Here is a 24,378-nt window from a genome sequence, read left to right as displayed (position 1 = left end):
CTTATAATCAATGGCTTTGTAGAAATTCTGGGTCGTCATCCGGGCTTCATTCAAAATGAAAACAATCGCCCGACAAGACTCGGAGGTCGCTGAAGACCTCGATGCAGAATTCAAGCCGTTGACCGCCGAGGAGGCGAGTGAACTGCGTGCAAAGAACCCTTCGATCTCCCCTTGGCGGGTGGTCGTGGGTCAGTTGGTTGTCGGTCTGCTGGTGGCTCTGGCCATCTGGGGACTGACGGGGAGGCAAAATCTGGGTTGGTCCGCCGCTTACGGTGCGATCGCGGTGGTCATTCCATCGGCGGTATTCGCACGGGGGCTGACCGGTCGGTTTTCTTCCCTGAATCCGGGCACTGCGGTGTTCGGATTCTTCCTGTGGGAAATGGTCAAGATGGCCTTGTCGGTGGCGATGCTGATCGCTGCGCCAAGGCTGATTACGGCGCTGAGCTGGCCAGCAATGCTGGTCGGCCTGGTGGTGACAATGAAGGCGGCCTGGTTGGCGGTGATGTTCTCGCCCCGGCGCCGGAAACAGAGAGACGAGTAACGGAATGGCTGCTGAAAACGCTGCGGAACATAGTCAGACCGCGGGTGAATACATCGTTCACCACTTGACGCACCTGCAAAGCTCCAAGCCTGGAGGTGTGGCCGACTTTACGGTTTTCAATTTCGACTCGCTGTTTTTCTCGATCGCGCTCGGCATCCTGGGCTGCTGGTTGCTGTGGCTTGCCGCACGCAAGGCTACTTCGGGCGTTCCTGGCCGTTTTCAAGCGGCTGTCGAGCTGTTGGTCGAAATGGTCGATCAGCAAGCCAAGGGCATCGTCCACAACGCCACGAGCCGCAAGTTCGTCGCGCCGCTGGCCCTCACGATCTTCGTGTGGATCTTCCTGCTGAATGCAATGGACTTGTTCCCGGTCGACCTGTTCCCGGCGATCTGGGCCAAGATCTTCGGCCTTGCCGGCGAAGACCCGCACCACGCCTACCTGCGCGTCGTGCCCACGGCCGACCTCTCGGTGACGATGGGCATGTCGGTGGCCGTGCTGCTGATCTGCATCTACTACAACATCAAGATCAAGGGTGCCGGCGGCTGGATCCACGAGCTGTTCACCGCGCCCTTCGGCAACCACTGGGCGCTGTATCCCTTCAACTTCGCCATGCAGATGATCGAATTCATCGCAAAGACCGTGTCGCACGGCATGCGGTTGTTCGGCAACATGTACGCCGGTGAACTGATCTTCCTGCTGATCGCCCTGATGGGTGGTGCCTGGTCCATGTCGGCCACCGGCATCGGCCTGGCCATCGGCCACATCATCGCGGGCACGGCCTGGGCCATCTTCCACATCCTGATCATCACGCTGCAAGCCTTCGTGTTCATGATGCTGACGCTGGTCTACATCGGCCAGGCCCACGATCACCACTGATCATCAGTTTTCGTTTCTGTTTTTGTTTTTCTCTTCAACCAAAGTCCTCTAGGAGTCATCATGGAAGTTATTAGCTTTGTTGCACTGGCCGCCGGCCTGATCATCGGTCTGGGCGCTGTTGGCGCATGTATCGGCATCGGCATCATGGGCAGCAAGTACCTCGAGTCGGCCGCACGTCAGCCCGAACTCATGGGTGAACTCCAAACCAAGATGTTCCTGCTGGCTGGTCTGATCGACGCCGCGTTCATTATCGGCACCGGTATCGCACTGTGGTTCGCAACGGCCAACCCGTTCCTGGCTCAGATCGCCAACCTGCCGAAGTAAGTCTTTCTCGTCGGACCTAGCGTTGTCGTTCCTTCGCGGAATGGCTTCGATTCAATCCCATAGAGAGGGTGAAAAGTGAGCATTACCGGTACCCTGATCGTTCAGATGATCGTGTTCCTGATCCTGGTCGGGTTCACGATGAAGTACGTGTGGCCGCCGATCGCGAAGGCGCTGGACGACCGCGCTGCGAAGATCGCCGAAGGCCTCGCTGCCGCCGACAAGGCCAAGTCCGAGCTGTCCGCCGCCAACAAGCGCGTGGAAGCCGAACTGGGTCAGGCACGCAATGAGTCCGCACAGCGTCTTGCCGACGCCGAACGTCGCGCCCAGGCCATCGTTGAAGAGGCCAAGGCCCGCGCGACCGAGGAAGGCAACAAGATCGTTGCAGCCGCACGCGTCGAAGCCGACCAGCAGGCACTGAAGGCCCGTGAAGCCCTGCGCGAGCAGGTTGCCGCGCTGGCCGTCAAGGGCGCGGAGCAGATTCTGCGCAAGGAAGTGAATGCGGGCGTTCACGCCGATTTGCTCGCCCGTCTGCAGACCGAACTCTGATAGAAGCCATGGCAGAACTCGCCACCATTGCACGCCCCTACGCCGAGGCGCTCTTCAAGGCGTCGTCGTCCGACGTCGCCGGCACCAGCGCCTGGCTTGAAAAGGTTGCCGTCATCGCGGCCAGCCCGGAGCTCAAGCAGTTCGCCGACAACCCCAAGGCCACGGCCGAACAGGTGATCGGCGTGGTCGCCGGTGCATTCGGTGCACCGCTTGCCGCTCCTGCCCAGAACTTCCTGGGTGCGCTCCTCGAGAACGGGCGTTTTTCGGTGCTGCCGGAAATTGCGAAGCAGTTCCGGGCACTGGCCAACGCGAAGAGCGGTTCGTCCGACGCCGTTGTCTACAGCGCCTTCCCGATCGATGCCGCGGCCCTCGCCAACGTGTCGGCCGCGCTCGAAAAGCGTTTCGGTCGCAAGCTCCAGGTCACGGTCCAGCAAGAGCCGGAACTGATCGGTGGCATTCGTGTGGTGGTCGGCGACGAGGTGCTCGACACCTCCGTCAAAGCGCGCCTTGAACAAATGAAAGTTGCGCTGGCGGCCTGACGGTCTCCATCGCCTTACAAAGAAAGAAGGAAAGAGTCATGCAACTCAATCCCGCAGAAATTTCCGAACTGATCAAGAGCCGCATCGAGGGCCTCGGGGTCAGCGCCAACATCCGCAACGAAGGCACCGTGGTTTCGGTGACTGACGGCATCGTGCGCGTGCACGGCCTGTCGGACGCGATGCAGGGCGAAATGCTCGAATTCCCGCCGAGCGCAGACGGCACGCCGTCGTTCGGCCTCGCACTGAACCTCGAGCGCGACTCCGTCGGCGCCGTGATTCTGGGCGAATACGAGCACATCTCCGAAGGCGACACCGTCAAGTGCACGGGCCGCATTCTGGAAGTGCCGGTCGGCCCCGAACTCATCGGCCGCGTGGTGAACGCACTGGGCCAGCCGATCGACGGCAAGGGTCCCATCAACGCCAAGATGACCGACGTGATCGAAAAGGTCGCTCCCGGCGTGATCGCACGGAAGTCCGTCGACCAGCCGATGCAGACCGGCCTGAAGTCCGTCGACTCGATGGTGCCCGTCGGCCGCGGCCAGCGCGAGCTGATCATCGGTGACCGCCAGACCGGCAAGACGGCAGTGGCCATCGACGCCATCATCAACCAGAAGGGTCAGAACATGACCTGCGTCTACGTTGCGATCGGCCAGAAGGCTTCGTCGATCAAGAACGTGGTTCGCGCTCTCGAACAAGCCGGCGCGATGGACTACACCATCGTGGTGGCGGCATCGGCTTCCGAATCGGCTGCCATGCAGTACGTGTCGGCCTACTCGGGCTGCACGATGGGCGAATACTTCCGCGACCGCGGCCAGGACGCCCTGATCGTCTATGACGACCTGTCCAAGCAAGCCGTGGCCTACCGCCAGGTCTCGCTGCTGCTGCGCCGCCCGCCAGGCCGCGAAGCCTACCCCGGCGACGTGTTCTATCTCCACAGCCGTCTGCTCGAACGCGCAGCCCGCGTGAACGCCGACTACGTCGAAGCCTTCACCAAGGGTGAAGTCAAGGGCAAGACCGGTTCGCTGACTGCTCTGCCGATCATCGAAACGCAAGCCGGCGACGTGTCCGCCTTCGTTCCGACGAACGTGATCTCGATCACCGACGGCCAGATCTTCCTGGAAACCAACCTGTTCAACGCCGGCATCCGTCCCGCCATCAACGCCGGTATCTCGGTGTCGCGCGTGGGCTCGTCGGCTCAGACCAACCTGGTGAAGAACCAGTCCGGCGGTATCCGTACCGACCTGGCGCAGTACCGCGAACTCGCGGCCTTCGCCCAGTTCGCATCGGACCTGGACGAAGCCACCCGCAAGCAGCTCGACCGCGGCGCCCGCGTGACCGAACTGCTGAAGCAGACCCAGTACAACCCGCTGCCCATCTCGCTGATGAGCGCCACGTTGTTCGCGGTGAACAAGGGCTTCATGGACGACATCGACGTCAAGAAGGTGCTCTCGTTCGAACACGGCTTCCACCAGTACCTGAAGTCGAGCCACGCCTCGCTGCTGGAAACGATGGAAAAGCACGGTGCCAAGTGGGACGTCAAGCCCGCCAAGGCCGACGACAGCGACGCCAAGAAGGCGCTCAAGAAGGCCTGCCAGGACGCCGAAGCCGAACTGCTGGCCGCCGCCACTTCGTTCAAGAAGTCGTTCGCCTGATCGACGCCTTGATCGACGCAAGAAGGAGCTCTCATGGCAGCTGGTAAGGAAATCCGCGGCAAGATCAAATCGGTGGAAAACACCAAGAAGATCACCAAGGCCATGGAAATGGTCTCGGTTTCCAAGATGCGCAAGGCGCAGGAACGCATGCGCGCCGCTCGCCCCTACAGCGAAAAGATCCGCAACATCGCGGCCAACCTCGGCAAGGCGAATCCGGAGTACACCCACGCGTTCATGAAGACGACCGAGGCCAAGGGCGTCGGTTTCATCATCGTGACCAGCGACAAGGGCCTGTGCGGCGGCTTGAACACCAACCTGCTGCGTGCCGTGACGGCCAGGCTGCGCGAAGCGCAGGCCGCCGGCAACGTGGTGGAGTCGGTGGCCATCGGCAGCAAGGGCCTGGGTTTTCTGAACCGCATCGGCGCCCGCGTGGTGGCCCATGTGACGCAACTGGGCGATACGCCGCATCTGGACAAGCTCATCGGGCCGGTCAAGACGCTGCTCGACGCCTATGCGGAAGGCAAGCTGTCGGCCGTGTACCTGTGCTACACGAAGTTCATCAACACCATCAAGCAAGAGCCGATGGTGGAGCAGTTGCTGCCGCTCAAGGCCGAAACGCTGCAGACCGAGTCGGGACATCATTCGTGGGACTACATCTACGAACCCGACGCGCAAAGCGTGATCGACGAGCTGCTGGTGCGCTACGTGGAATCGCTGGTGTACCAGGCCGTGGCCGAGAACATGGCGTCCGAGCATTCGGCGCGCATGGTGGCCATGAAGGCTGCGACGGACAACGCGGGCAACGTGATCAGCGAACTGAAGCTGGTCTACAACAAGACCCGCCAGGCCGGCATCACCAAGGAACTCTCGGAGATCGTGTCCGGCGCCGCGGCTGCCGCGGGCGTCTGATGGTTGGTGAGGCAATGCAACAGGCCACATTGCCTGCCGTGCGCGCTCCGCGCGCACGGTGATCCAAGGCCTTCTTTCTAGGGGACTATGCGCAAATGAAGAAAATTCTTGCTCTGGTGGCAGTGGCTGCCGCTCTGACCGCCTGCTCCAAAAAGGAAGAGGCGCCAGCGCCTGCTCCGGCTCCGGCTGCTGCACCCGCGGCGCCTGCGCCCGCGCCGGCTCCCGAACCAGCGCCTGCTGCTGCTGCGCCCGCAGCCCCCGCCGCGGCATCGACGGCTTCGGCCGACCTGCCGCAAGAATGCAACGACTACCTGGCGAAGGTCCAGGCCTGCGTGTCCTCGCAAAGCGGCGCCGCCGCCGACGCGATGAAGGCCAGCCTCGACCAGACCAAGGCTACCTGGGCTTCGATGGGCGCCGACAAGGCTGCTCTGGGCCAGGCCTGCAAGGCTGCCTCGGACGCCTTCGCTGCGCAAGCCACGGCAATGAAGTGCTGATCTGAACCAATCAAGGGTGCCGGCCCGTCCGGCATTCTTGCAAAAGCGGCCCGTTTTGGCACCAGGACGCTTCTGCAAGAACCTGTCGCAAATTTATTGAGATCCATCCAGAAGGAAACGCCATGGCTGAAGGAAAAATTGTCCAATGTATCGGCGCCGTGGTCGACGTGGAGTTCCCGCGTGACCAGATGCCCAAGGTGTACGACGCCTTGAAATTCGAAGGCAGCGCGCTGACTCTCGAAGTCCAGCAACAGCTCGGCGACGGCGTGGTGCGCACGATTGCGCTGGGCTCGTCCGACGGCCTGCGCCGCGGTCTGATCGTCACGAACACCGGCGCGCCCATCACCGTGCCCGTCGGCAAGGCCACGCTCGGCCGCATCATGGACGTGCTGGGTTCGCCCATCGACGAACGCGGCCCGGTCGGCCAGGAGCTCACCGCTTCGATCCACCGCAAGGCTCCCGCATACGACGAACTGTCGCCCTCGCAAGACCTGCTGGAAACCGGCATCAAGGTGATCGACCTGGTGTGCCCGTTCGCCAAGGGCGGCAAGGTGGGCCTGTTCGGCGGCGCCGGCGTGGGCAAGACCGTGAACATGATGGAACTCATCAACAACATCGCCAAGGCTCACTCGGGTCTGTCGGTGTTCGCCGGTGTGGGTGAACGTACCCGCGAAGGCAACGACTTCTATCACGAGATGGCCGACTCCGGCGTCGTGAACCTCGAGAAGCTCGAGGACTCGAAGGTGGCCATGGTCTACGGCCAGATGAACGAACCCCCGGGCAACCGTCTGCGCGTGGCGCTGACCGGCCTGACCATCGCCGAGTCGTTCCGCGACGAAGGCCGTGACGTTCTGTTCTTCGTGGACAACATCTACCGCTACACGCTGGCCGGTACCGAAGTGTCGGCTCTGCTGGGCCGCATGCCTTCCGCCGTGGGCTATCAGCCGACGCTGGCCGAGGAAATGGGCCGTCTGCAAGAGCGGATCACGTCGACCAAGGTCGGCTCGATCACCTCGATCCAGGCCGTGTACGTTCCCGCCGACGACTTGACCGACCCGTCGCCCGCCACCACCTTCGCCCACTTGGATTCGACCGTGGTGCTGTCGCGTGACATCGCTTCGCTCGGTATCTACCCCGCCGTGGACCCGCTGGACTCGACCTCGCGTCAGCTCGACCCGAACGTGGTCGGCGAAGAGCACTACAACGTGGCCCGCGCCGTGCAAGGCACGCTGCAGCGCTACAAGGAGCTGCGCGACATCATCGCGATTCTGGGCATGGACGAACTGGCTCCCGACGACAAGCTCGCCGTGGCCCGCGCCCGCAAGATCCAGCGTTTCCTGTCGCAGCCGTTCCACGTGGCCGAAGTGTTCACCGGCGCTCCCGGCAAGTACGTGCCGCTGGCCGAAACCATCCGTGGCTTCAAGATGATCGTGAACGGCGAAGCCGACCACCTGCCGGAACAAGCGTTCTACATGGTGGGCAGCATCGACGAAGCGTTCGAAAAGGCCAAGAAGGTCGCTTAAGAAGGAATCACCATGGCAGGCACCATTCATGTGGACGTGGTCAGCGCGGAAGAGTCGATCTTCTCGGGCGAAGCCAAGTTCGTCGCGCTGCCCGGTGAAGCCGGTGAGCTCGGCATCTACCCGCGCCACACCCCGCTGATCACGCGCATCCGCCCCGGCGCCGTGCGCATCGAAATGGCCGATGGCGCCGAAGAGTTCGTCTTCGTGGCCGGCGGCATTCTCGAAGTGCAGCCCAACGCCGTGACCGTGCTGTCCGACACCGCGATCCGCGGCAAGGACCTCGACGACGAGAAGGCCAACCAGGCCAAGGCCGCGGCCGAGGAAGCACTGAAGAACGCGAAGAGCGACATCGATATCGCAATGGCGCAATCGGAGCTGGCCGTCATGGCTGCCCAGATCGCGGCGCTGCGCAAGTACCGTCAAAAGAAGTAAGAGCCTCACCGCTCCCTTCCGACCCAAGAAAGCCGCCTCCGGGCGGCTTTCTTGCGTCCGGGCTCTTCGCATCAGTTCATCTTTGGTCTGAACTTGGTCGAAGTTCGGCCTTGTCCGGCTGAAGACGCGCGCCTAGTATTCGCCTTCGCCCGACGGCCGAAGGTTGCGGGCGGCGACTTCAAAGAGAACACCGGAGACAAACGCGTGGCACCCTGGAGCGGCATCACCGCCGATGAAATGCGGCTGCTGGAAACGACCTTCTGGTCGGCCGGCGGATCGCGCCATGCCATGGCCGAGCAGCTCGGCTTCTCCAAGAGCAAGGCCAACGCGCTCATCGCCGGCCTCGTCGAGCAGGGGCTGCTGGCCGAAGCGGGCCTGCAGCGTTCCTCGGGCGGGCGGCGCGCAGAAAACCTCCAATTGCATTTCGGGCTCGGCGTGCTGGTCGGCATCGACATCGGCGCGACCAGCCTCGGCGTGGCCGTGCTGCGCCCCGACCTCACCGTGCTCACGCAACACGAAGAGCCCGCCGACGTGCGCGACGGCCCGGCGGTGCTGTTGGCCCGGGTGCGCGTACTGATGCGCGAGCTGCTGGCGCAAGGCGGCCACACGGCGCGCGACGTGCTGGGCATCGGCATCGGCGTGCCCGGCCCCGTCAACTTCGAGATCGGCCAGCTCGTGAATCCGCCGCTGATGCCGGCGTGGGACAGCTTCTCGATCCGCGACTACCTGCGCGAGGACTACGCCGCCCCCGTCTTCGTCGACAACGACGTGAACCTCATGGCGCTGGGCGAGCTGTGGCGCCTGAAGCGCTCGCTGACCAACTTCCTCGTCATCAAGATCGGCACCGGCATCGGCTGCGGCATCGTCTGCCACGGCGAGGTGTACCGCGGCGCCGCCGGTTCGGCGGGCGACGTGGGCCACATCTGCGTCGACCAGGAAGGCCCGCGCTGCCACTGCGGCAACCTGGGCTGCGTCGAAGCCATGGCCGCCGGCCCCGCGATCACGCGCATGGCCGTGCAGGCGGCCGAGGCCGGCGAAAGCGAGCTTCTGGCCGAGTGCCTGCGCATGCACGGACGCATCGACGCGATCGACGTCGGCCAGGCCAGCCGCGGCGGCGATGTTGCGGCCAACGGCATCATCCAGCGCGCAGGCAGCCTCATCGGCCAGATGCTCGCGTCGGTGGTCAACTTCTTCAATCCGTCGCATGTGTTCATCGGCGGCGGCATCACGCGCATCGGGCCGCTGTTTCTCGCGGCGGTGCGCCAGAGCGTGTACCAGCGCTCGCTCGCGCTGTCGACGCGGCATCTGGAGATCCAGTACACGCCGCTGGGCATGCAGGGCGGCCTGATCGGCGCCGGCGTGCTCGCGATGCACGAGACCCTGAAGGTCCGCGGAGTGGCGCCATGAACGGCGACAGCGCAATGGGCAACAAGGCCAGCGTCGCCGTCGAGTTCGACGGCGTGGTCAAGGCCTTCGGCCCGGTGCAGGTGCTGCACGGCGTGAGCTTCGCGCTCGCGCCCGGACGCGTGTACGGCCTGCTCGGCGAGAACGGCGCGGGCAAGTCGACGCTGATGAAGATCCTCGCGGGCTACGAACAGCTCACCGGCGGCACGCTGCGCATCAACGGCCAGCCGCAGCAGTTCGGCAGCTCGCGCGATGCCGAGGCGCTGGGCATCGTGCTGATCCACCAGGAGTTCAACCTCGCCGAAGACCTGAGCGTGGCGCAGAACATCTTCCTGGGCCATGAAAAGAAGAAGGGCTGGCTGCTCGACGACGCGGCCATGGAGCGCGAAGCCGCCGCCGCGCTGTCGGCCGTCGGCCTGAACATCGACCCGCGCACCAAGGTGCGAAAGCTCATCGTCGCCGAGAAGCAGCTCGTCGAGATCGCGAAGGCCATTGCCCGCCGCGCGCGCCTGCTCGTCATGGACGAGCCCACCGCCACGCTCACGCCGGGCGAGACCGAACGGCTGTTCAAGCTCATCGCGCAGTTGCGCGCGGACGGCGTGACCATCGTCTACATCTCGCACAAGCTCGACGAGGTGGAGCAGGTGACCGACGAGGTGATCGTCATGCGCGACGGCCGCTTCGTCGCGCGCGCGCCCACGCCCGAGGTCACGCGCCAGCAGATGGCCAACCTCATGGTGGGCCGCGAGCTGGCCGACCTGTACCCGCCGCGCGACGTGGTGGTGGCCGCCGACGCGCCGGCCATGCGCGTTCGTGATTTCAATGTGCCCGGCTGGGCGCAAGACGCGAGCTTCGAGGTGCGCCCCGGCGAGATCCTCGGTTTCGCGGGCCTTGTCGGCGCGGGCCGCACCGAACTCTTCGAAGGCCTGCTCGGCCTGCGCCCCGCGAGCGGCAACGTCGAGATGCTCGGCAAGCCCGTGCCCGGCGGCAAGGGCTGGCGCAACCCGCGCGACGCGGCGAAGCACGGCCTTACCTACCTGAGCGAAGACCGCAAGGGCAAGGGCCTGCACGTCAACTTCGGCCTGCGCCAGAACCTCACGCTGATGGCGCTCGAACGCTATGCGCAGCCCTGGCTCAGGCCCGAGGCCGAACGCGGCGCGCTGGCCGGCGCGGTGAAGGAATACGGCATTCGCACCGGATCGCTCGAGGTCAAGGCCTCGTCGCTGTCGGGCGGCAACCAGCAGAAGCTCGCGCTCGCCAAGGTGCTGCAGCCGCGGCCGAAGGTGGTGGTGCTCGACGAGCCCACGCGCGGCGTGGACGTGGGCGCCAAGCGCGACATCTATTTCCTGATCCAGCGACTGGCCCGCGAAGGGCTCGCGGTGATCGTCGTCTCGTCGGAGCTGATGGAGCTGATCGGCCTGTGCCACCGCGTCGCGGTGATGCGCGCGGGCCGGCTGGTCGCCACGCTCGACGCGGACCATTTGACAGAAGAGGAGCTCATCGCTCATGCCACCGGAACAGCAGACACCACCGCCGCGCACGCCTGAAGCCGCGCAGCAGCAGCACCGCGGCGAGGCCAAGCCGCGCTGGACCGAGCGCCTGCACGGGCTCGGCCCGGTCATCGGCCTGGTGCTGCTGTGCATCGCCGGCACGCTGCTGAACGGCGACTTCGCCACGCTCGACAACGCGATGAACGTGCTCACGCGCACCGCCTTCATCGGCATCATCGCGGTGGGCATGTGCTTCGTGATCATCTCGGGCGGCATCGACCTGTCGGTGGGCTCGATGGCCGCGCTCATCGCGGGCAGTGTGATCATGTTCATCAACTGGGCCGGGCCGGCCTCGGGCTCGCCGCTGCTGGCGGTGGTGATGGGCGCGGTGCTGGCCATCGTGCTGGGCGCGGTGTTCGGGCTGGCGCACGGCCTGCTCATCACCAAGGGGCGCATCGAGCCCTTCATCGTGACGCTGGGCACGCTCGGCATCTTCCGCGCCTACCTCACCTACTTTGCCGACGGCGGCGCGCTCACCCTCGACAACGACCTGTCGGACCTCTACGCACCGGTGTACTACGCAAGCCTCGCGGGCATTCCGGTGCCGGTGTGGGTGTTCGTGATCGTCGCGATCATCGGCGGCGTCATATTGAACCGTACCGCCTACGGGCGTTACGTGCAGGCCATCGGCTCGAACGAGCAGGTCGCGCGCTACGCCGCCGTGGACGTCGACCGCGTGAAGATCCTCACCTACGTGCTGCTGGGCGTGTGCGTGGGCATCGCCACCCTGCTGTACGTGCCGCGCCTGGGCTCGGCCTCGCCGACCACCGGCCTGCTGTGGGAGCTGGAAGCCATTGCCGCGGTGATCGTCGGCGGCACCGCGCTCAAGGGCGGCGCGGGCAGCATCACCGGCACCGTGGTGGGCGCGATCTTGCTCTCGGTCATCAGCAACATCCTGAACCTCACCAGCATCATCAGCGTGTACCTGAACGCCGCGGTGCAGGGCTTCGTGATCATCATCGTCGCGTTCCTGCAGCGAGGACGCCGCTGATTCGTTTTTCCCGTTCCGTTCCACCCACCAAGAGGAGACATCCAGCATGACAACTTTCACCAGACGCCTCGCGCTCACGGCGGTTGCCGCCGCAGCGTTCGCCAGCCTGCCCGCGCTCGCCGCGGAGAAGGTCAACCTCGGCGTTTCGATTCCCGCGGCCACGCACAGCTTCATGGGCGGCATCAACTACTGGGCCAACCAGGCGAAGAAGGACCTCGAGAAGGAACACAAGGACCTGAAGATCACCATCAAGACGGCTGCCAACGCGCCCGAGCAGGCCAACCAGCTGCAGGACCTGTCGACGGTGACCAAGATCAACGCGCTGGTCGTGTTCCCGTTCGAGTCCGCCGCGCTGACCAAGCCGGTCGCGCAGGTCAAGGCCAAGGGCGCCTACGTGACCGTGGTCGACCGCGGCCTCACCGACACCAGCGCGCAGGACGCCTACGTGGCCGGCGACAACACCGCCTTCGGCAAGATCCCGGCCGAATACATCGTCAAGCAGCTGAACGGCAAGGGCAACGTGGTCGCGCTGCGCGGCATTGCCACCACGCTCGACAACGAGCGCATGGATGCCTTCAACGCCGTGCTCAAGGGCAGCCCCGACATCAAGCTGCTGGACGCCAAGTACGCCAACTGGAACCGCGACGACGCCTTCAAGGTCACGCAGGACTACCTCACGCGCTTCAAGAACATCGACGCCATCTGGGCCGCCGACGACGACATGGCCGTGGGCGTGCTCAAGGCCATCTCGCAGGCCAAGCGCGACGACATCAAGATCGTGTTCGGCGGCGCGGGCGCGAAGGACATGGTCAAGACCATCATGGACGGCAAGGACCCGCGCATCACGGCCGACGTGAGCTACTCGCCCAAGTTCATCTACGACGCGATCAAGCTCACGGCCGAAGCGCGCCTGAAGGGCGAGAAGCTGCCGGCGACGACGATCATTCCTTCGGTGCTGATCACCAAGGAAAACGCCAAAGAGTTCTACCACCCCAACTCGCCGTTCTGAGGTGATCCAGATCGCTCCACGCAAGCTGCGCTACGCCATGGTCGGCGGCGGCCGCGACGCCTTCATCGGCGCCGTGCACCGCAAGGCCATGGCGCTCGACGGCCAGATCGAGCTCGTGGCGGGGGCGCTTTCATCGAGCGCCGACAAGGCGCTCGCCTCGGGCCGCGACCTCGGCCTGGCCGACGGGCGCAACCATGGCGACTGGCAGTCGCTGCTGGCCGACGAGCTGAAGCGGCCGGCGCACGAGCGCATCGACTTCGTCTCGGTCGTCACGCCCAACCATGTGCACTTCCCGGTGGCGCAGGCTTTTGCCGACGCGGGCTTCCACGTGGTGTGCGACAAGCCGCTGGTGCACACGCGAGAGCAGGCCGACGCGCTCGTCGCCACGGTGGCCAAGCGCGGCACGGTGTTCGGCGTCACCTACAACTACACCGGCTACCCCATGGTGCGGCAGGCCCGCGAGATGGTGCGCTCGGGCCAGATCGGCGAGGTTCGCAAGGTCGTCGTTGAATACAACCAGGGCTGGCTCGCCAGCCATGTCGAAGGCGGCACCAACAAGCAGGCCGACTGGCGCACCGACCCCGCGCGCAGCGGCGCTGCCGGGGCCATCGGCGACATCGGCTCGCATGCGGAGAACCTCGTGGCCAGCGTCACCGGCCTCGAAATACAAAGCCTGTGCGCCGACCTGAGCGCGCTGGTGCCGGGCCGCATGCTCGACGACGACGGCAGCCTGCTGCTGCGCTTCAAGGGTGGCGCGCGCGGCGTGCTCATCGCCTCGCAGATCAGCACGGGCCTGGAGAACGACCTGCGCCTGCGCGTCTCCGGCACGCTGGGCACGCTCGAATGGCACCAGGAGCAGCCGAGCCAGCTGCTGCACCTGCCGCACGACGGACCCAAGCGCGTGCTGACGCGCGGCGCGCCCTGGCTGTGCGAAGCCGCGCAGCGCGCGAGCCGGCTGCCGGCGGGGCACCCCGAAGGTTTCATCGAGGCCTTCGCCAACGTGTACGCGGGCGTGGCGGCGGACATCCACGCCCGGCTCGAAGGCCGGCAGGCCGACCCGCTGGCCGCCGACTATCCGCGCGTGGAAGACGGGGCGCGCGGCGTGCGCTTCATCGAACGCACGGTGGCTTCGGCGCAAAGCGAATTAAAGTGGACGCCCTGGTAGCGCACGCGCGCCGCCGCGGGCTTCCATGACATCCACAACCACCAGCAACAACGACACCGGCGCCTCGGGCTCGACGAGGCGGACATGGCCCGCGGCGCTCTGGCGGCGCTGCATCACACTGTTCCCGCTGAAGCTGGTGGGCAACACCGTCGCCACGCTCGGCTTCTTTCCGCTGTACTTCTGGATCGCGAAGAACGCGGGCCAGGCCTGGGTGCTGCCGCTCACCGCCTTCGACCGCGCCATCGCCTTCTTGCCCGCGCTGCTGCCGGTGTACCTCTCGCTGTGGGGCTACATCGCGCTGCCGGTGCTGCTGGCCAAGGACATGCGCGAGCTGTCTCGCTTTTCGCTCGGCTGCGCGGCGATGACCTTGCTGGCGCTGCTCGTGTTCTGGTTCATGCCCACGGCCATTCCCAATTTCACGGTCGCCACCACGCCGGGCACCTCGCTGCAGTTCCTGAAGATGGTGGATTCGGCCGGCAATGCGTTTCCGTCGCTGCACGTCTCGTTCTCGGTGTTCGCCTGCGTGATGCTCGCGCGGCAGTTGCGCGAGGTGGGCGCGCCGGCGTGGCTGCGCGTCGTCAACGTGGCGTGGGCCGCAGGCATCGTCTATTCGACGATGGCGGTGCGCCAGCATGTGCTCGTCGACGTGCTGGGTGGCCTTGCGCTGGGCGTGCTGCTGGGCGTGGCCACGCGGCAGCGCGAGGCGGCCGCCACGGCTGTGCTGGCGCGTCCGGCTTAGGCCGATCGCGCTATTCCGCCGCCGTTGGGCGCGCGGTACAAATCCGGCATCGTCGTTGTCCATCCGATGCGGAGCCTTGCCATGAAGATTCGCCTGTCGTCCGCCGCGGCCTGCCTTGCCGCGGCTGCCATCGCCATGCCCGCGTTCGCGGTCGACTACCCTGCGCGCAAGCCCGGCCTCTGGGAGATCCAGACCGGCGACGGCGGCAAGGGGCAGGGCCACACCATGCAGCAGTGCATCGACGCGGCTAGCGACAAGTCGCTGCGCGAAATGGGCCAGGGCATGGGCAAGGACCTGTGCTCGAAGCAAGAGTTGCGGCTCGACGGCGGCAAGCTGGTGATGGATTCCGTCTGCAAGATCGGCAACAGCACCGCCACCTCGCACGCGGTGATGAGCGGCGACTTCAATTCGGCCTACCGCATGGAAAGCAAGTCGAGCTACAACCCGCCGCTGATGGGTCGCAGCGAGGGCACGAGCGTGGTGGAAGCCAGGTGGGTCGGCCCCTGCAAGGCCGACCAGAAACCCGGCGACATGGTGATGCCCAACGGCATGAAGATGAACGTCATCGACATGATGAACAACCGGCCGAAGCGGCCCTAGCGGTCACGGCAGAGCGGGCCCGCGGGTAGGCGCCGGCCCACAGCGCTTCGCGGCTGCCATTCGGCGGCGCGGGGCGCCGGGTGCGCCTACGATGGCATGCCATGCCCGCAACGCAGCCAGAAGATCTCGTCGTCGCCCGGCCCGAAGGCCTGTATTGCCCACCCGGCGATTTCTACATCGACCCGTGGCGGCCGGTGGCGCGCGCGGTCATCACCCACGCCCACTCGGACCACGCACGCACGGGGCATGCGCACTACCTGGCCCACACCGACAGCGCCGGCACGCTGCGCACGCGGCTGGGCGCCGACATCGACCTGCAGACGCTGGCCTATGGCGAGGCCATCAGCCACCACGGCGTGCGCGTCTCCCTGCACCCGGCCGGCCATGTGCTGGGCTCGGCGCAGGTGCGGCTCGAACACGGCGGGCGCGTGTGGGTGGCCTCGGGCGACTACAAGACCGAGCCCGACGGCACCTGCGCGCCTTTCGAGCCGGTGCCTTGCGACACCTTCATCACCGAATCGACCTTCGGCCTGCCGATCAACCGCTGGCCCACGCAGGCCGCGCTGTTCGCCGAGATCGACGCATGGTGGCGCGCCAATGCCGAGGCGGGGCGCGCGTCGGTGCTGTTCTGCTATGCCTTCGGCAAGGCGCAGCGCATCCTGCACGGGGTGGATGCGGGCATCGGGCCGATCGTGGTGCACGGGGCGGTGGAGCCGCTCAATGCCGTGTACCGCGCGGCGGGCGTGGCGCTGCCGCCGACCCTGCGCGTGAGCGACGCGGGCGTCGACGCCGCGCTGCTCAAGCGCGCGCTGGTGCTGGCCCCGCCGTCGGCGCAGGGCACGCCGTGGATGAAGCGCTTCGGCAATTACGCCGATGCGTTCGCGAGCGGATGGATGCAGTTGCGCGGCACCCGAAGACGGCGCGGCGTGGACCGCGGCTTCGTGATGTCGGACCACGCGGACTGGCCCGGCCTGCAGCAGGCGATTGCCGGCACGGGGGCGCAGCGCGTGTTCGTGACGCACGGCAGCGTGCAGGTGATGGTGCGCTGGCTCTCGGAGAACGGGCTGGATGCGCAAGGGTTCAAGACCGAGTACGGCGATGAAGACGACCAGGTGGCGCCCGATGCGAACGCCGAAAGCCCCCATCCCGGCCTTCCCCCGGAGGGGGAAGGAGTCAACGCATGAAAGCCTTCGCAGCGCTCTACCGCGAGCTCGACGCCAGCACATCGAACCTCGCCAAGCAGGCCGCGCTGCAACGCTACCTGCGCGAGGCGGACGCGGCCGATGCCGCATGGGCCGTCTACTTCCTGGCCGGCGGCAAGCCGCGCCAGCTCGTGCCCACCAAGTTGCTGCGCCTGCTCGCACAGGAGTCCGCGGGCCTGCCGGAGTGGTTGTTCGACGAAAGCTACGACGCCGTGGGCGACCTCGCCGAGACCATCGCGCTGCTGTTGCCGCCGCCCAGCGAAGTGCATGACCTCGGGCTCGCGGGCTGGGTCGAGCAGCACCTGCTTCCGCTGCGCGATGCCGCGAAAGCCTCGCCCGACCAACTGGCCGACCGCCTGCGCGCCCAGTGGCGGCAGCTCGCGGCCGAAGAGCGGCTGGTGTACTTCAAGCTCATCACCGGCGCGTTCCGCGTGGGCGTGTCGAAGCTGCAGGTCACGCAGGCGCTGGCGGCCGTCGGCGGCATCGACGCCAAGCGCGTCGCGCAGCGGCTCATGGGCTACACGCACATCGGCGCGCGGCCGCAGGCGGACGACTACCGCGCGCTCATCGCACCCGAGTCGGGCATGGAGCAGGTGCAGAAGACCAGCGGGCAGCCGTACCCCTTCTTCCTCGCGCATCCGTTCAACCTGCCGCTCGATCAGTTCGACGCCGTGCTCGGCCCGCCTTCGGACTGGATCGTGGAGTGGAAGTGGGACGGCATCCGCGCACAGCTGGTCAAGCGCGCGGGCGTGGCATGGGTCTGGTCGCGCGGCGAAGAACTGGTGACGGAGCGATTTCCCGAGCTCGCCGCACTCGGCGAAGCCCTGCCCGACGGCACCGTGCTCGACGGCGAGATCGCCGTGTGGCGCGACGGCAAGGTGCAGCCTTTTGCCGAGCTGCAGAAGCGCATCGGCCGCAAGACGCTCGGTGCCAAGTTGCTGCGCGACATCCCGGTCGTGCTGCTGGCCTACGACCTGCTCGAATGGGAAGGCCAGGATCTGCGCGCGCTGCCGCAGTCGCGGCGCCGCGTGCTGCTCGATGAACTGGTGGCTCGCATGCGGCACCCTTCGCTGCTGCCCAGCCCGATGCTCGAAGGCGCTGACTGGACCGACCTGGCCACGCAACGAGAGGCGGCACGCACCATGGGCGTGGAAGGCATGATGCTCAAGCGCCGCGACGCGCAATACGGCGTGGGCCGCACCAAGGATGTGGGCGTGTGGTGGAAGTGGAAGATCGATCCGCTAAGCATCGACGCCGTGCTCATCTACGCGCAGCGCGGCCACGGCCGCAGGGCGAGCCTGTTCAGCGACTACACCTTCGCGGTGTGGGACAGCCCGCCCGGGCAGGAAGACCGCAAGCTGGTGCCCTTCGCCAAGGCCTACTCGGGCCTCACCGATGCGGAGATGGCGCGCGTGGACGCGATCATCCGCAAGACCACGGTGGAGAGCTTCGGCCCGGTGAAGAGCGTGAAGCCGACGCTGGTGTTCGAGCTGGGCTTCGAGGGCATCGCGCGCAGCACGCGCCACAAGAGCGGCATCGCGGTGCGCTTTCCGCGCATGCTGCGGTGGCGGGAAGACAAGCCGGTGGAGGAGGCCGATACCTTGCAGACGCTTGCCGCGTTGCTGCCGGCATGAGCACCAAGCCGGAGCCCGAGGATTTTCTCCCTCCCCTTCCGGGGGAGGGCAGGGGTGGGGGCAGGCGGCGTATCGAGGACCCGCTATCTACCGAAGGCCGCCTGCCCCCATCCCAGCCTTCCCCCAGCGGGGGAAGGAGCAAGACAAAGGTCAAGGCTGCGCTCGATGCGTGGTTCGCCGAGCGCGGCTGGAAGCCCTTCAAGTTCCAGCGCGACGTGTGGAAGGCAATCGCCCAGGGCCGATCCGGCCTGCTGCACGCCACCACCGGTGCGGGCAAGACCTACGCCGTCTGGCTCGGCGCGCTGCAGGCCTTCTCTCTGCCCCGCAAGGAAACGGCCCGCCCCGCGCCGCCGCCGCTCACGGTGCTGTGGCTCACCCCGATGCGCGCGCTCGCGGCCGACACGCTGCGGGCGCTGCAGCAGCCGCTCGAAGCACTGGGCGCCGAGGTGCACCCCTGGAGCACCGGCGCGCGCAGCGGCGACACCTCGTCGGCCGAGCGCAGCGCGCAGAACCAGCGCCTGCCCAGCGTGCTCGTCACCACGCCCGAGAGCCTCTCGCTGCTGCTGGCGCGCGCCGATGCAAATGAGGTGCTCGGCAGCGTGCGGCTGGCGGTGGTCGACGAATGGCACGAGCTGCTCGGCAACAAGCGCGGCGTGCAGGTGCAGCTTGCGCTCGCGCGGCTGCGGCGCTGGAACCCCGGCATGACGGTCTGGGGCATGTCGGCCACGCTGGGCAATCTGAAAGAAGCGATGCACGCGCTGCTCGGGCACGAAGAAGGCGTGCTGGTGCAGGGCCAGGTGCCCAAGAAGCTCGTCATCGATTCGCTGCTGCCCGGGCGTGCCGAACGCTTTCCGTGGGGCGGCCACCTGGGCCTCACGATGCTGCCGCAGGTGATCGAGGAAATCGCCGCGAGCAAGACCACGCTGGTCTTCACCAACACGCGCTCGCAGTCGGAGATCTGGTATCAGGCCCTGCTGGAGGCCCGGCCCGAGTGGGCGGGGTCGATTGCGCTGCACCACGGCTCGCTCGACCGCGAGGTGCGCGAGTGGGTCGAGCTGGGCCTCAAGAGCGGCGAGCTGAAGGCGGTGGTCTGCACCTCGAGCCTGGACCTGGGCGTGGACTTCCTGCCGGTCGAGCGCGTGCTGCAGATCGGCTCGCCCAAGGGCGTGGCGCGGCTGCTGCAGCGCGCGGGGCGCTCGGGCCATGCGCCGGGGCGGCCGTCGCGCATCACGCTCGTGCCCACGCACAGCATCGAGATGGTCGAGGGCGCGGCGGCGCGCGCGGCCATTGCCGAGGGCCACATCGAGGCGCGCCACTCACCCGACCAGCCGCTCGACGTGCTGGTGCAGCACCTGGTGACGGTGGCGCTCGGCGGCGGCTTCCTGCCCGACGACCTGTACGCCGAGGTGCGCGGCACCGCCGCCTACGAGAACCTTTCGCGCGAGAGCTGGCAGTGGTGCCTGGACTTCGTCTCGCAAGGCGGCCCTTCGCTTTCGGCCTACCCCGACTACCGCCGCGCCGTGCCCGACGCCGAGGGCGTTTGGCGCGTGCCCGATGCGCGGCTCGCACGGCGGCACCGCATGAACATCGGCACCATCGTGAGCGACGCGAGCATGTCGGTGCAGTTCGTCGGCGGCGCGAAGATCGGCAGCGTCGAGGAGAGCTTCGTCGCGCGCATGAAGCCCGGCGACTGCTTCCTGTTCGGCGGGCGGCTGCTCGAACTCGTGCGTATCCACGACATGACGGCCTGGGTGCGGCGCGCCAGCGGCAAGCGGCCCGCCGTGCCGCGCTGGAACGGCGGGCGCATGCCGCTGTCGAACACGCTGGCCGACGCGGTGGTGCGGCAGCTGGCGCTGGCCGGAGACGGCGCCTACGACTCGCCCGAGCTGCAATGCGTGCGCCCGCTGCTAGAGATCCAGCAGCAATGGTCAGCGCTGCCCACGCCGCACACGCTGCTGGCCGAGACGCTGGCCACGCGCGAGGGCTCGCACCTGTTCCTGTATCCGTTCGCGGGGCGGCATGTGCACCTGGGGCTCGCGAGCCTGCTGGCCTGGCGCGTCGCGCAGCACGAGGCGCGCACCTTCTCCATCGCCGTGAACGACTACGGCTTCGAGCTGCTGAGCGCGACCGAGGTCGACTGGCCCGCGCTGCTGCCGCAGGTGCTGCGCCTGCCCGAGGGCAACGGCGAAGCGGGCGGCGCGGACGCGGCGCTGCTGCATGAAGTGCTGGCGTCGCTCAATGCCGGCGAACTGGCGCAGCGCCGCTTCCGCGAGATCGCGCGCGTGTCGGGCCTGGTCTTCCAGGGCTACCCGGGCGAGAAACGCAGCAGCAGGCAACTGCAGGCATCGTCTTCCCTGTTCTGGGAGGTGTTCCGCAAATACGACCCCGACAACCGGCTGCTGCAGCAGGCCGAACAGGAACTGCTCGCGCAGGAGCTGGAGATCGGCCGGCTGCGCGCCAGCCTCGTGCGCATGGCCGGACAGCAACTGGTGCTGAAGCCGCTCGCGCGGCCGACGCCGTTCTCGTTCCCGCTGATGGTCGAGCTGTTCCGCGAGAAGCTGTCGAACGAGAGCGTGGCCGACCGCATCGCGCGCATGGTCGAGCAGCTGGAGAAAGCCGCCGGCGGCGCGGTGACGGCCGGCGGCGTCGAGCGCGTGAAGAGCACGATGGCGTTCGGCCAGGAAGGTGCGGGCAAGCCGCCGGCGCCGCGGCGCGAGCGCAGGCGGCCGTCACGCCCGCTGCCGCCGCTGTGAGGGCGTGGTGAAAGACCGCTGCCTAGCCGGCGCCGTGCGCCTTCACCCAGCGCACGATGTCCGCCGCGCCCATGGCGCCGGCCTGGCGCGCGACTTCGCGGCCGCCCTTGAACAGCGCCAGCGTGGGGATGCTGCGGATGTTGAAGCGCGCGCCCAGCGAACGCACCGCCTCGGTGTCGACCTTGGCCAGCCGCACCTTCGGCTCCAACTGGGCCGCGGCCTGCTCGTAGCCCGGCGCCATCTGGCGACACGGACCGCACCAAGGCGCCCAGAAATCGACCAGCACCGGAATCTCGTTGCGCGCGATGTGCCTGTCGAAGGTGGCTTCGTCCGCGAGCGCGGTCGAATGGCCGGTGAACAGCGGTCGGTGGCAGCTGCCGCAGTCGGGCGCGCTGCCCAGCTGGTCCGCGCGCACGCGGTTGGTCGTGTGGCAGTGCGGACAGACGATGTGCAGCGAGGTCGATTCGGTCATGCGCAAGAACTGGGGGCCGCCGGGGCCAATTGCAAGGCGTGCGCCGGCCGGAGCGTCTTTTGCGAAACTCGTCAGCCGTGACGTCCGCAGACTCTTTTGAATCGACCACCTTTCCCGTCCGCTGGGCGGGTGAGGTGCTGCACCTGTTGCCCGAACGGGCGCTGTGGTGGCCCGCCGGCGGCCTGCTGTTCGTGGCCGACCTGCACCTGGGCAAGGCCGCGACCTACCGCGCGCTGGGCCAGCCGGTGCCGGGCGGCACCACGCAGGAGAACCTCGCGCGGCTCGACGCGCTGATCGGGCGCTGGCGCCCGCGGCGCATCGTTTTCCTCGGCGACTTCATGCATGCGGCGCAGGCACGCACGGTGCTCGCCGGCGTTCAGGCCTGGCGCGAGCGCCACGCCGGCATCGCGATGACGCTGGTGCGCGGCAACCACGACAGCCGCGCGGGAGACCCGCCCGCGGCGCTGGGCATCGAGGTGGTCGACGAGCCGCACCTGATCGGCCCGTTCGCTTGTTGCCATCATCCGCAGCCGCATGCCACGCATTTCGTGCTCGCGGGGCATCTGCATCCGGTCTGCCGGTTGCATGGGCCGGGGCGCGACAGCGTGCGGCTGCCGTGTTTCGTGAGCGAGGCGGGGCAGGCGGTGCTGCCCGCCTTCGGCGAATTCACCGGCGGGTGGATGATGGAGCAGGCGCCGGGGCGGCGCTTTCATGCAGTGGGCGGATCGGCCGTCTGGGCGCTGCCCGCGTCGGAGTGAATTCGCTCCTTCCCCCTCTGGGGAAGGTTGGGATGGGGGCAGGCGGCGCAGGTTTTTGCGCAGTGCTTCATCGACGGCTGCTTGCCCCCACCCCGGCCCTCCCCCGGAAGGGGAGGGAGAAAGACTCAGAGGACTACAGGCTCGTCCGGCAACTCGTTCACATCGAGTTCGCCTTCGCCCAGCGGAAAGTGCTCCACCAGCAGCGCCGAAATCTCCTCGAGCGCCTGCGTGAGCCCATCCTCGAAGCGCCCCTCGCGGAAGGCCGCGCTCATGCGCTGCATCATCGCCTCCCACGCCGCTCCGTCCACGCGCGAATGGATGCCCCGGTCGGCCACGATCTCGATCGCATGCTCGGCCAGCAGCAGGTAGATGAGCACGCCGTTGTTGTGCGCGGTATCCCACACGCGCAGCTTGCCGAACAGCATGACGGCGCGCTCGCGCACCGAGGCATGGCGCCACAGGTAGGACATCGGCAGGCCGGCCTCCACGCAGATGCGGATCTCTCCGCTGTGGCGGCGCTCGCTCGCGGCCACGCGGCGCGTCAGGCGCTGCATGGCCTCGTCGGGCAGCGCGCGGCGAACCTCGGCTTCGTCGATCCAGCGATGGCGCCAGATCCGGCCGAGCTTGGTGAACAGGGTTGCTTCGGTCGTCATCGTGCTCACCAGTTGCCCGAGGCGCCGCCGCCGCCGAAGTTGCCGCCGCCGCCGGAGCTGAAACCGCCGCCCCCGCCTCCGCCACCACCACCGAAGCCGCCACCGCCAAGACCGCCGCCCCAGCCTCCGCCGCCGCCCCCGCCGCCGGGCCTGCCGGCACCCGCGACGAGCGAGAACACGAGCGCGACCAGGCCGGCGATCACCGCGATGGCGATGCTGGTGGTGATGAAGAACACGATCACGCCCACGCCGCCGCCCACCGCCACGGTGCCCAGCTTCTTGCCGAGGATGGAGCGCGCGATGGGCGCGCCGATGAACACGCCCACGAACAGGAAGATCGCGAGGTTCTCCCAGTCGAAGCCGCCGCCCCGGCCGGCGTCGCCGGTGTCGCGCGCGGGGGCCGGCAGCGGCTCGCCGTCGACCAGCCCGATGATGCGGTCCACCGCCGCGTTCAGCCCGCCGGAGAAATCGTTGTTGCGAAAGCGCGGCTTCATCTCCTCGTCGATGATGCGGCTGGCCGCGAGATCGGGCACCGCACCTTCGAGCGTCTTGGCGGGCGCGATGCGCATGCGGCGGTCGTTCTTGGCCACGACCACCAGCAGGCCGTCGCCCACGCCCTTGCGGCCGATCTTCCAGGCGTCGCCCACGCGCTGGGTGTAGCTCTCGATGTCCTCGGGCGCGGTGGTCGGCACCATCAGCACCACGATCTGCGAACCCTTGCGCTGCTCGAAGGCGGCGAGCCTGGTCTCGAGGCCGCTGCGCTGCGCGCCGTCGAGCGTGCCGGTCTGGTCGATCACGCGCGCGGTGAGCGCAGGGACCGGCAGCAGGCCTTGCGCGAATGCGCCGCCCATCGTCAGCAGCATGAGTGCCGCAAGGAGGCGTGCGGCCCATTCCAGAAACACCGCGGAACCGGCTTTGCCGGGCCGCTGGTGTTGCCCCCGGTGAGGGGGAAGGCGCAGTGACACGAAGTGCACGAAGACTGGGGGAGGTTACTTTTTCGGGGTGCTGAAGTCGACCGTTGGAGGCACGGAGATCTGCGCTTCGTTCTGCACCGTGAAGGTCGGCTTCGGCGCGTAGCTGAAGATCTTGGCCGTGATGTTGGTCGGGAAGCTGCGCGCGAGCACGTTGTACTCCTGCACCGTCTCGATGTAGCGGTTGCGCGCCACGGTGATGCGGTTCTCGGTGCCCTCGAGCGTCACGCGCAGGTCGCGGAATGCCTGGTTGGCCTTGAGATCGGGGTAGCGCTCCGACACCGCCATCAGCCGCGACAGCGCCGAGGAAAGCTCGCCCTGTGCCTGCTGGAACTTGGCGAAGGCCTCCGGATTGTTCAGCGTCTCGGGCGTGACCTGGATCGACGTGGCCTTGGCGCGGGCCTCGACCACCTTGGTGAGCGTGTCCTGCTCGAAGGAAGCCTCGCCCTTGACGGTGGCGACGATGTTGGGCACCAGGTCGGCACGGCGCTGGTACTGGTTGAGCACCTCGCTCCAGGCCGACTTGCTGGCCTCGTCGAGGGACTGGAACTGGTTGTAGCCGCAGCCGCTCAGGGACACGACCGCCGCAAGGATCAGGAACCAGCGCTTCATCATCATTTGCATTACCTCCGCAGAATGGGCC

Annotated in this window: 25 protein-coding genes; 21 read left to right on the top strand and 4 right to left on the bottom strand. The window is 67.2% G+C overall.

The features are described from left to right. Positions 1-55 precede the first annotated feature (55 nt). The 20 genes from L3V85_RS30760 (at position 56) to L3V85_RS30665 (ending at position 20,881) form a co-directional block, all read left to right on the top strand. Positions 56-541 (top strand): ATP synthase subunit I, encoded by a 486-nt coding sequence (locus L3V85_RS30760; RefSeq protein ID WP_237676399.1) that lies wholly within the window; start codon positions 56-58, stop codon positions 539-541. Positions 542-545: 4 nt separating this feature from the next. Then, positions 546-1,415: a F0F1 ATP synthase subunit A gene (atpB, locus tag L3V85_RS30755; protein ID WP_237676398.1), complete on the top strand. Its 870-nt coding sequence runs from the start codon at positions 546-548 to the stop codon at positions 1,413-1,415. Positions 1,416-1,475: 60 nt separating this feature from the next. After that, a complete protein-coding gene (gene atpE, locus L3V85_RS30750) occupies positions 1,476-1,739 on the top strand; it encodes a F0F1 ATP synthase subunit C (RefSeq protein WP_007830191.1) in 264 nt (87 codons plus the stop codon). Between the two features lie 75 nt (positions 1,740-1,814). Then, positions 1,815-2,285 carry a F0F1 ATP synthase subunit B gene (locus L3V85_RS30745; protein ID WP_093057736.1) on the top strand — a complete coding sequence of 157 codons (471 nt, stop codon included), beginning with the start codon at positions 1,815-1,817 and terminating at the stop codon, positions 2,283-2,285. Positions 2,286-2,293: 8 nt separating this feature from the next. After that, a complete protein-coding gene (locus L3V85_RS30740) occupies positions 2,294-2,824 on the top strand; it encodes a F0F1 ATP synthase subunit delta (RefSeq protein ID WP_237676397.1) in 531 nt (176 codons plus the stop codon). 38 nt (positions 2,825-2,862) lie between these two features. Continuing rightward, a complete protein-coding gene (atpA, locus tag L3V85_RS30735) occupies positions 2,863-4,476 on the top strand; it encodes a F0F1 ATP synthase subunit alpha (protein ID WP_237676396.1) in 1,614 nt (537 codons plus the stop codon). A gap of 33 nt (positions 4,477-4,509) precedes the next feature. After that, the gene (gene atpG / locus L3V85_RS30730) at positions 4,510-5,385 is read left to right on the top strand and encodes a F0F1 ATP synthase subunit gamma (protein WP_237676395.1); all 876 of its coding nucleotides are present in this window, start codon (positions 4,510-4,512) and stop codon (positions 5,383-5,385) included. Between the two features lie 95 nt (positions 5,386-5,480). Then, a complete protein-coding gene (locus L3V85_RS30725; RefSeq protein ID WP_237676394.1) occupies positions 5,481-5,879 on the top strand; it encodes a hypothetical protein in 399 nt (132 codons plus the stop codon). Positions 5,880-6,001: 122 nt separating this feature from the next. Then, positions 6,002-7,402 (top strand): F0F1 ATP synthase subunit beta, encoded by a 1,401-nt coding sequence (gene atpD / locus L3V85_RS30720; protein WP_237676393.1) that lies wholly within the window; start codon positions 6,002-6,004, stop codon positions 7,400-7,402. Between the two features lie 12 nt (positions 7,403-7,414). Further along, positions 7,415-7,834, top strand: a complete 420-nt coding sequence (locus L3V85_RS30715; RefSeq protein WP_237676392.1) for a F0F1 ATP synthase subunit epsilon — start codon at positions 7,415-7,417, stop codon at positions 7,832-7,834. 237 nt (positions 7,835-8,071) lie between these two features. Then, positions 8,072-9,241, top strand: coding sequence for an ROK family protein (locus tag L3V85_RS30710; protein WP_237680688.1), 1,170 nt, complete (start codon positions 8,072-8,074; stop codon positions 9,239-9,241). Further along, the gene (locus tag L3V85_RS30705; protein WP_237676391.1) at positions 9,238-10,785 is read left to right on the top strand and encodes a sugar ABC transporter ATP-binding protein; all 1,548 of its coding nucleotides are present in this window, start codon (positions 9,238-9,240) and stop codon (positions 10,783-10,785) included. The genes L3V85_RS30710 and L3V85_RS30705 overlap by 4 nt, the downstream gene beginning before the upstream one ends. Beyond that, entirely contained in the window at positions 10,745-11,779 is a 1,035-nt protein-coding gene (locus L3V85_RS30700; RefSeq protein ID WP_237676390.1) for an ABC transporter permease, read from the top strand. The genes L3V85_RS30705 and L3V85_RS30700 overlap by 41 nt, the downstream gene beginning before the upstream one ends. 46 nt (positions 11,780-11,825) lie before the next feature. Next, positions 11,826-12,788, top strand: coding sequence for a substrate-binding domain-containing protein (locus L3V85_RS30695; protein ID WP_106936605.1), 963 nt, complete (start codon positions 11,826-11,828; stop codon positions 12,786-12,788). 37 nt (positions 12,789-12,825) lie between these two features. Further along, positions 12,826-13,953 (top strand): Gfo/Idh/MocA family protein, encoded by a 1,128-nt coding sequence (locus L3V85_RS30690; RefSeq protein ID WP_237680687.1) that lies wholly within the window; start codon positions 12,826-12,828, stop codon positions 13,951-13,953. 25 nt (positions 13,954-13,978) lie between these two features. Then, on the top strand, positions 13,979-14,692 hold the full coding sequence (locus L3V85_RS30685) for a phosphatase PAP2 family protein (RefSeq protein ID WP_237676389.1): 714 nt from the start codon (positions 13,979-13,981) through the stop codon (positions 14,690-14,692). A gap of 81 nt (positions 14,693-14,773) precedes the next feature. After that, positions 14,774-15,292: a DUF3617 domain-containing protein gene (locus tag L3V85_RS30680; RefSeq protein ID WP_237676388.1), complete on the top strand. Its 519-nt coding sequence runs from the start codon at positions 14,774-14,776 to the stop codon at positions 15,290-15,292. 101 nt (positions 15,293-15,393) lie between these two features. Next, positions 15,394-16,476 carry a ligase-associated DNA damage response exonuclease gene (locus L3V85_RS30675; RefSeq protein WP_237676387.1) on the top strand — a complete coding sequence of 361 codons (1,083 nt, stop codon included), beginning with the start codon at positions 15,394-15,396 and terminating at the stop codon, positions 16,474-16,476. Beyond that, on the top strand, positions 16,473-18,128 hold the full coding sequence (locus tag L3V85_RS30670) for an ATP-dependent DNA ligase (protein WP_237676386.1): 1,656 nt from the start codon (positions 16,473-16,475) through the stop codon (positions 18,126-18,128). Before L3V85_RS30675 ends, L3V85_RS30670 begins: the two co-directional genes overlap by 4 nt. Then, a complete protein-coding gene (locus tag L3V85_RS30665) occupies positions 18,125-20,881 on the top strand; it encodes a ligase-associated DNA damage response DEXH box helicase (RefSeq protein WP_237676385.1) in 2,757 nt (918 codons plus the stop codon). Before L3V85_RS30670 ends, L3V85_RS30665 begins: the two co-directional genes overlap by 4 nt. A 22-nt stretch (positions 20,882-20,903) precedes the next feature. Here the strand turns inward: L3V85_RS30665 and trxC are convergent, their stop codons facing one another. Beyond that, positions 20,904-21,353 (bottom strand): thioredoxin TrxC, encoded by a 450-nt coding sequence (gene trxC, locus L3V85_RS30660; RefSeq protein ID WP_237676384.1) that lies wholly within the window; start codon positions 21,351-21,353, stop codon positions 20,904-20,906. 77 nt (positions 21,354-21,430) lie between these two features. Here trxC and pdeM point away from each other — a divergent pair, with 77 nt between their 5' ends. Next, positions 21,431-22,111 (top strand): ligase-associated DNA damage response endonuclease PdeM, encoded by a 681-nt coding sequence (pdeM, locus tag L3V85_RS30655; RefSeq protein WP_237676383.1) that lies wholly within the window; start codon positions 21,431-21,433, stop codon positions 22,109-22,111. Positions 22,112-22,236: 125 nt separating this feature from the next. Here the strand turns inward: pdeM and L3V85_RS30650 are convergent, their stop codons facing one another. The 3 genes from L3V85_RS30650 to L3V85_RS30640 form a co-directional block, all read right to left on the bottom strand. Next, positions 22,237-22,764: a TPM domain-containing protein gene (locus L3V85_RS30650; protein ID WP_237676382.1), complete on the bottom strand. Its 528-nt coding sequence runs from the start codon at positions 22,762-22,764 to the stop codon at positions 22,237-22,239. 5 nt (positions 22,765-22,769) lie between these two features. Then, on the bottom strand, positions 22,770-23,627 hold the full coding sequence (locus L3V85_RS30645; RefSeq protein ID WP_237676381.1) for a TPM domain-containing protein: 858 nt from the start codon (positions 23,625-23,627) through the stop codon (positions 22,770-22,772). Positions 23,628-23,753: 126 nt separating this feature from the next. Next, on the bottom strand, positions 23,754-24,353 hold the full coding sequence (locus L3V85_RS30640) for a LemA family protein (protein ID WP_237676380.1): 600 nt from the start codon (positions 24,351-24,353) through the stop codon (positions 23,754-23,756). Positions 24,354-24,378: the final 25 nt, after the last annotated feature.

The sequence above is a fragment of the Variovorax paradoxus genome (assembly GCF_022009635.1).
Classification (GTDB): domain Bacteria; phylum Pseudomonadota; class Gammaproteobacteria; order Burkholderiales; family Burkholderiaceae_C; genus Variovorax.
Note: the sequence above shows the minus strand (reverse complement) of the source record. Positions and strands in the feature narration are given on the sequence as shown.

What these genes read in the sequence shown, in the direction of transcription:
- L3V85_RS30685 (WP_237676389.1), top strand. Translation starts at nt 13,979, where the DNA reads ATGACATCCACAACCACCAGCAACAACGACACCGGCGCCTCGGGCTCG.
- atpA (WP_237676396.1), top strand. Translation starts at nt 2,863, where the DNA reads ATGCAACTCAATCCCGCAGAAATTTCCGAACTGATCAAGAGCCGCATC.
- L3V85_RS30640 (WP_237676380.1), bottom strand. Translation starts at nt 24,353, where the DNA reads ATGATGATGAAGCGCTGGTTCCTGATCCTTGCGGCGGTCGTGTCCCTG.
- L3V85_RS30700 (WP_237676390.1), top strand. Translation starts at nt 10,745, where the DNA reads ATGCCACCGGAACAGCAGACACCACCGCCGCGCACGCCTGAAGCCGCG.
- L3V85_RS30725 (WP_237676394.1), top strand. Translation starts at nt 5,481, where the DNA reads ATGAAGAAAATTCTTGCTCTGGTGGCAGTGGCTGCCGCTCTGACCGCC.
- atpG (WP_237676395.1), top strand. Translation starts at nt 4,510, where the DNA reads ATGGCAGCTGGTAAGGAAATCCGCGGCAAGATCAAATCGGTGGAAAAC.
- atpB (WP_237676398.1), top strand. Translation starts at nt 546, where the DNA reads ATGGCTGCTGAAAACGCTGCGGAACATAGTCAGACCGCGGGTGAATAC.
- L3V85_RS30645 (WP_237676381.1), bottom strand. Translation starts at nt 23,627, where the DNA reads ATGCTGCTGACGATGGGCGGCGCATTCGCGCAAGGCCTGCTGCCGGTC.
- L3V85_RS30695 (WP_106936605.1), top strand. Translation starts at nt 11,826, where the DNA reads ATGACAACTTTCACCAGACGCCTCGCGCTCACGGCGGTTGCCGCCGCA.
- L3V85_RS30675 (WP_237676387.1), top strand. Translation starts at nt 15,394, where the DNA reads ATGCCCGCAACGCAGCCAGAAGATCTCGTCGTCGCCCGGCCCGAAGGC.
- L3V85_RS30670 (WP_237676386.1), top strand. Translation starts at nt 16,473, where the DNA reads ATGAAAGCCTTCGCAGCGCTCTACCGCGAGCTCGACGCCAGCACATCG.
- L3V85_RS30710 (WP_237680688.1), top strand. Translation starts at nt 8,072, where the DNA reads ATGCGGCTGCTGGAAACGACCTTCTGGTCGGCCGGCGGATCGCGCCAT.
- trxC (WP_237676384.1), bottom strand. Translation starts at nt 21,353, where the DNA reads ATGACCGAATCGACCTCGCTGCACATCGTCTGTCCGCACTGCCACACG.
- L3V85_RS30740 (WP_237676397.1), top strand. Translation starts at nt 2,294, where the DNA reads ATGGCAGAACTCGCCACCATTGCACGCCCCTACGCCGAGGCGCTCTTC.
- atpD (WP_237676393.1), top strand. Translation starts at nt 6,002, where the DNA reads ATGGCTGAAGGAAAAATTGTCCAATGTATCGGCGCCGTGGTCGACGTG.
- L3V85_RS30680 (WP_237676388.1), top strand. Translation starts at nt 14,774, where the DNA reads ATGAAGATTCGCCTGTCGTCCGCCGCGGCCTGCCTTGCCGCGGCTGCC.
- atpE (WP_007830191.1), top strand. Translation starts at nt 1,476, where the DNA reads ATGGAAGTTATTAGCTTTGTTGCACTGGCCGCCGGCCTGATCATCGGT.
- L3V85_RS30650 (WP_237676382.1), bottom strand. Translation starts at nt 22,764, where the DNA reads ATGACGACCGAAGCAACCCTGTTCACCAAGCTCGGCCGGATCTGGCGC.
- L3V85_RS30705 (WP_237676391.1), top strand. Translation starts at nt 9,238, where the DNA reads ATGAACGGCGACAGCGCAATGGGCAACAAGGCCAGCGTCGCCGTCGAG.
- L3V85_RS30690 (WP_237680687.1), top strand. Translation starts at nt 12,826, where the DNA reads ATGGTCGGCGGCGGCCGCGACGCCTTCATCGGCGCCGTGCACCGCAAG.
- L3V85_RS30715 (WP_237676392.1), top strand. Translation starts at nt 7,415, where the DNA reads ATGGCAGGCACCATTCATGTGGACGTGGTCAGCGCGGAAGAGTCGATC.
- L3V85_RS30665 (WP_237676385.1), top strand. Translation starts at nt 18,125, where the DNA reads ATGAGCACCAAGCCGGAGCCCGAGGATTTTCTCCCTCCCCTTCCGGGG.
- L3V85_RS30760 (WP_237676399.1), top strand. Translation starts at nt 56, where the DNA reads ATGAAAACAATCGCCCGACAAGACTCGGAGGTCGCTGAAGACCTCGAT.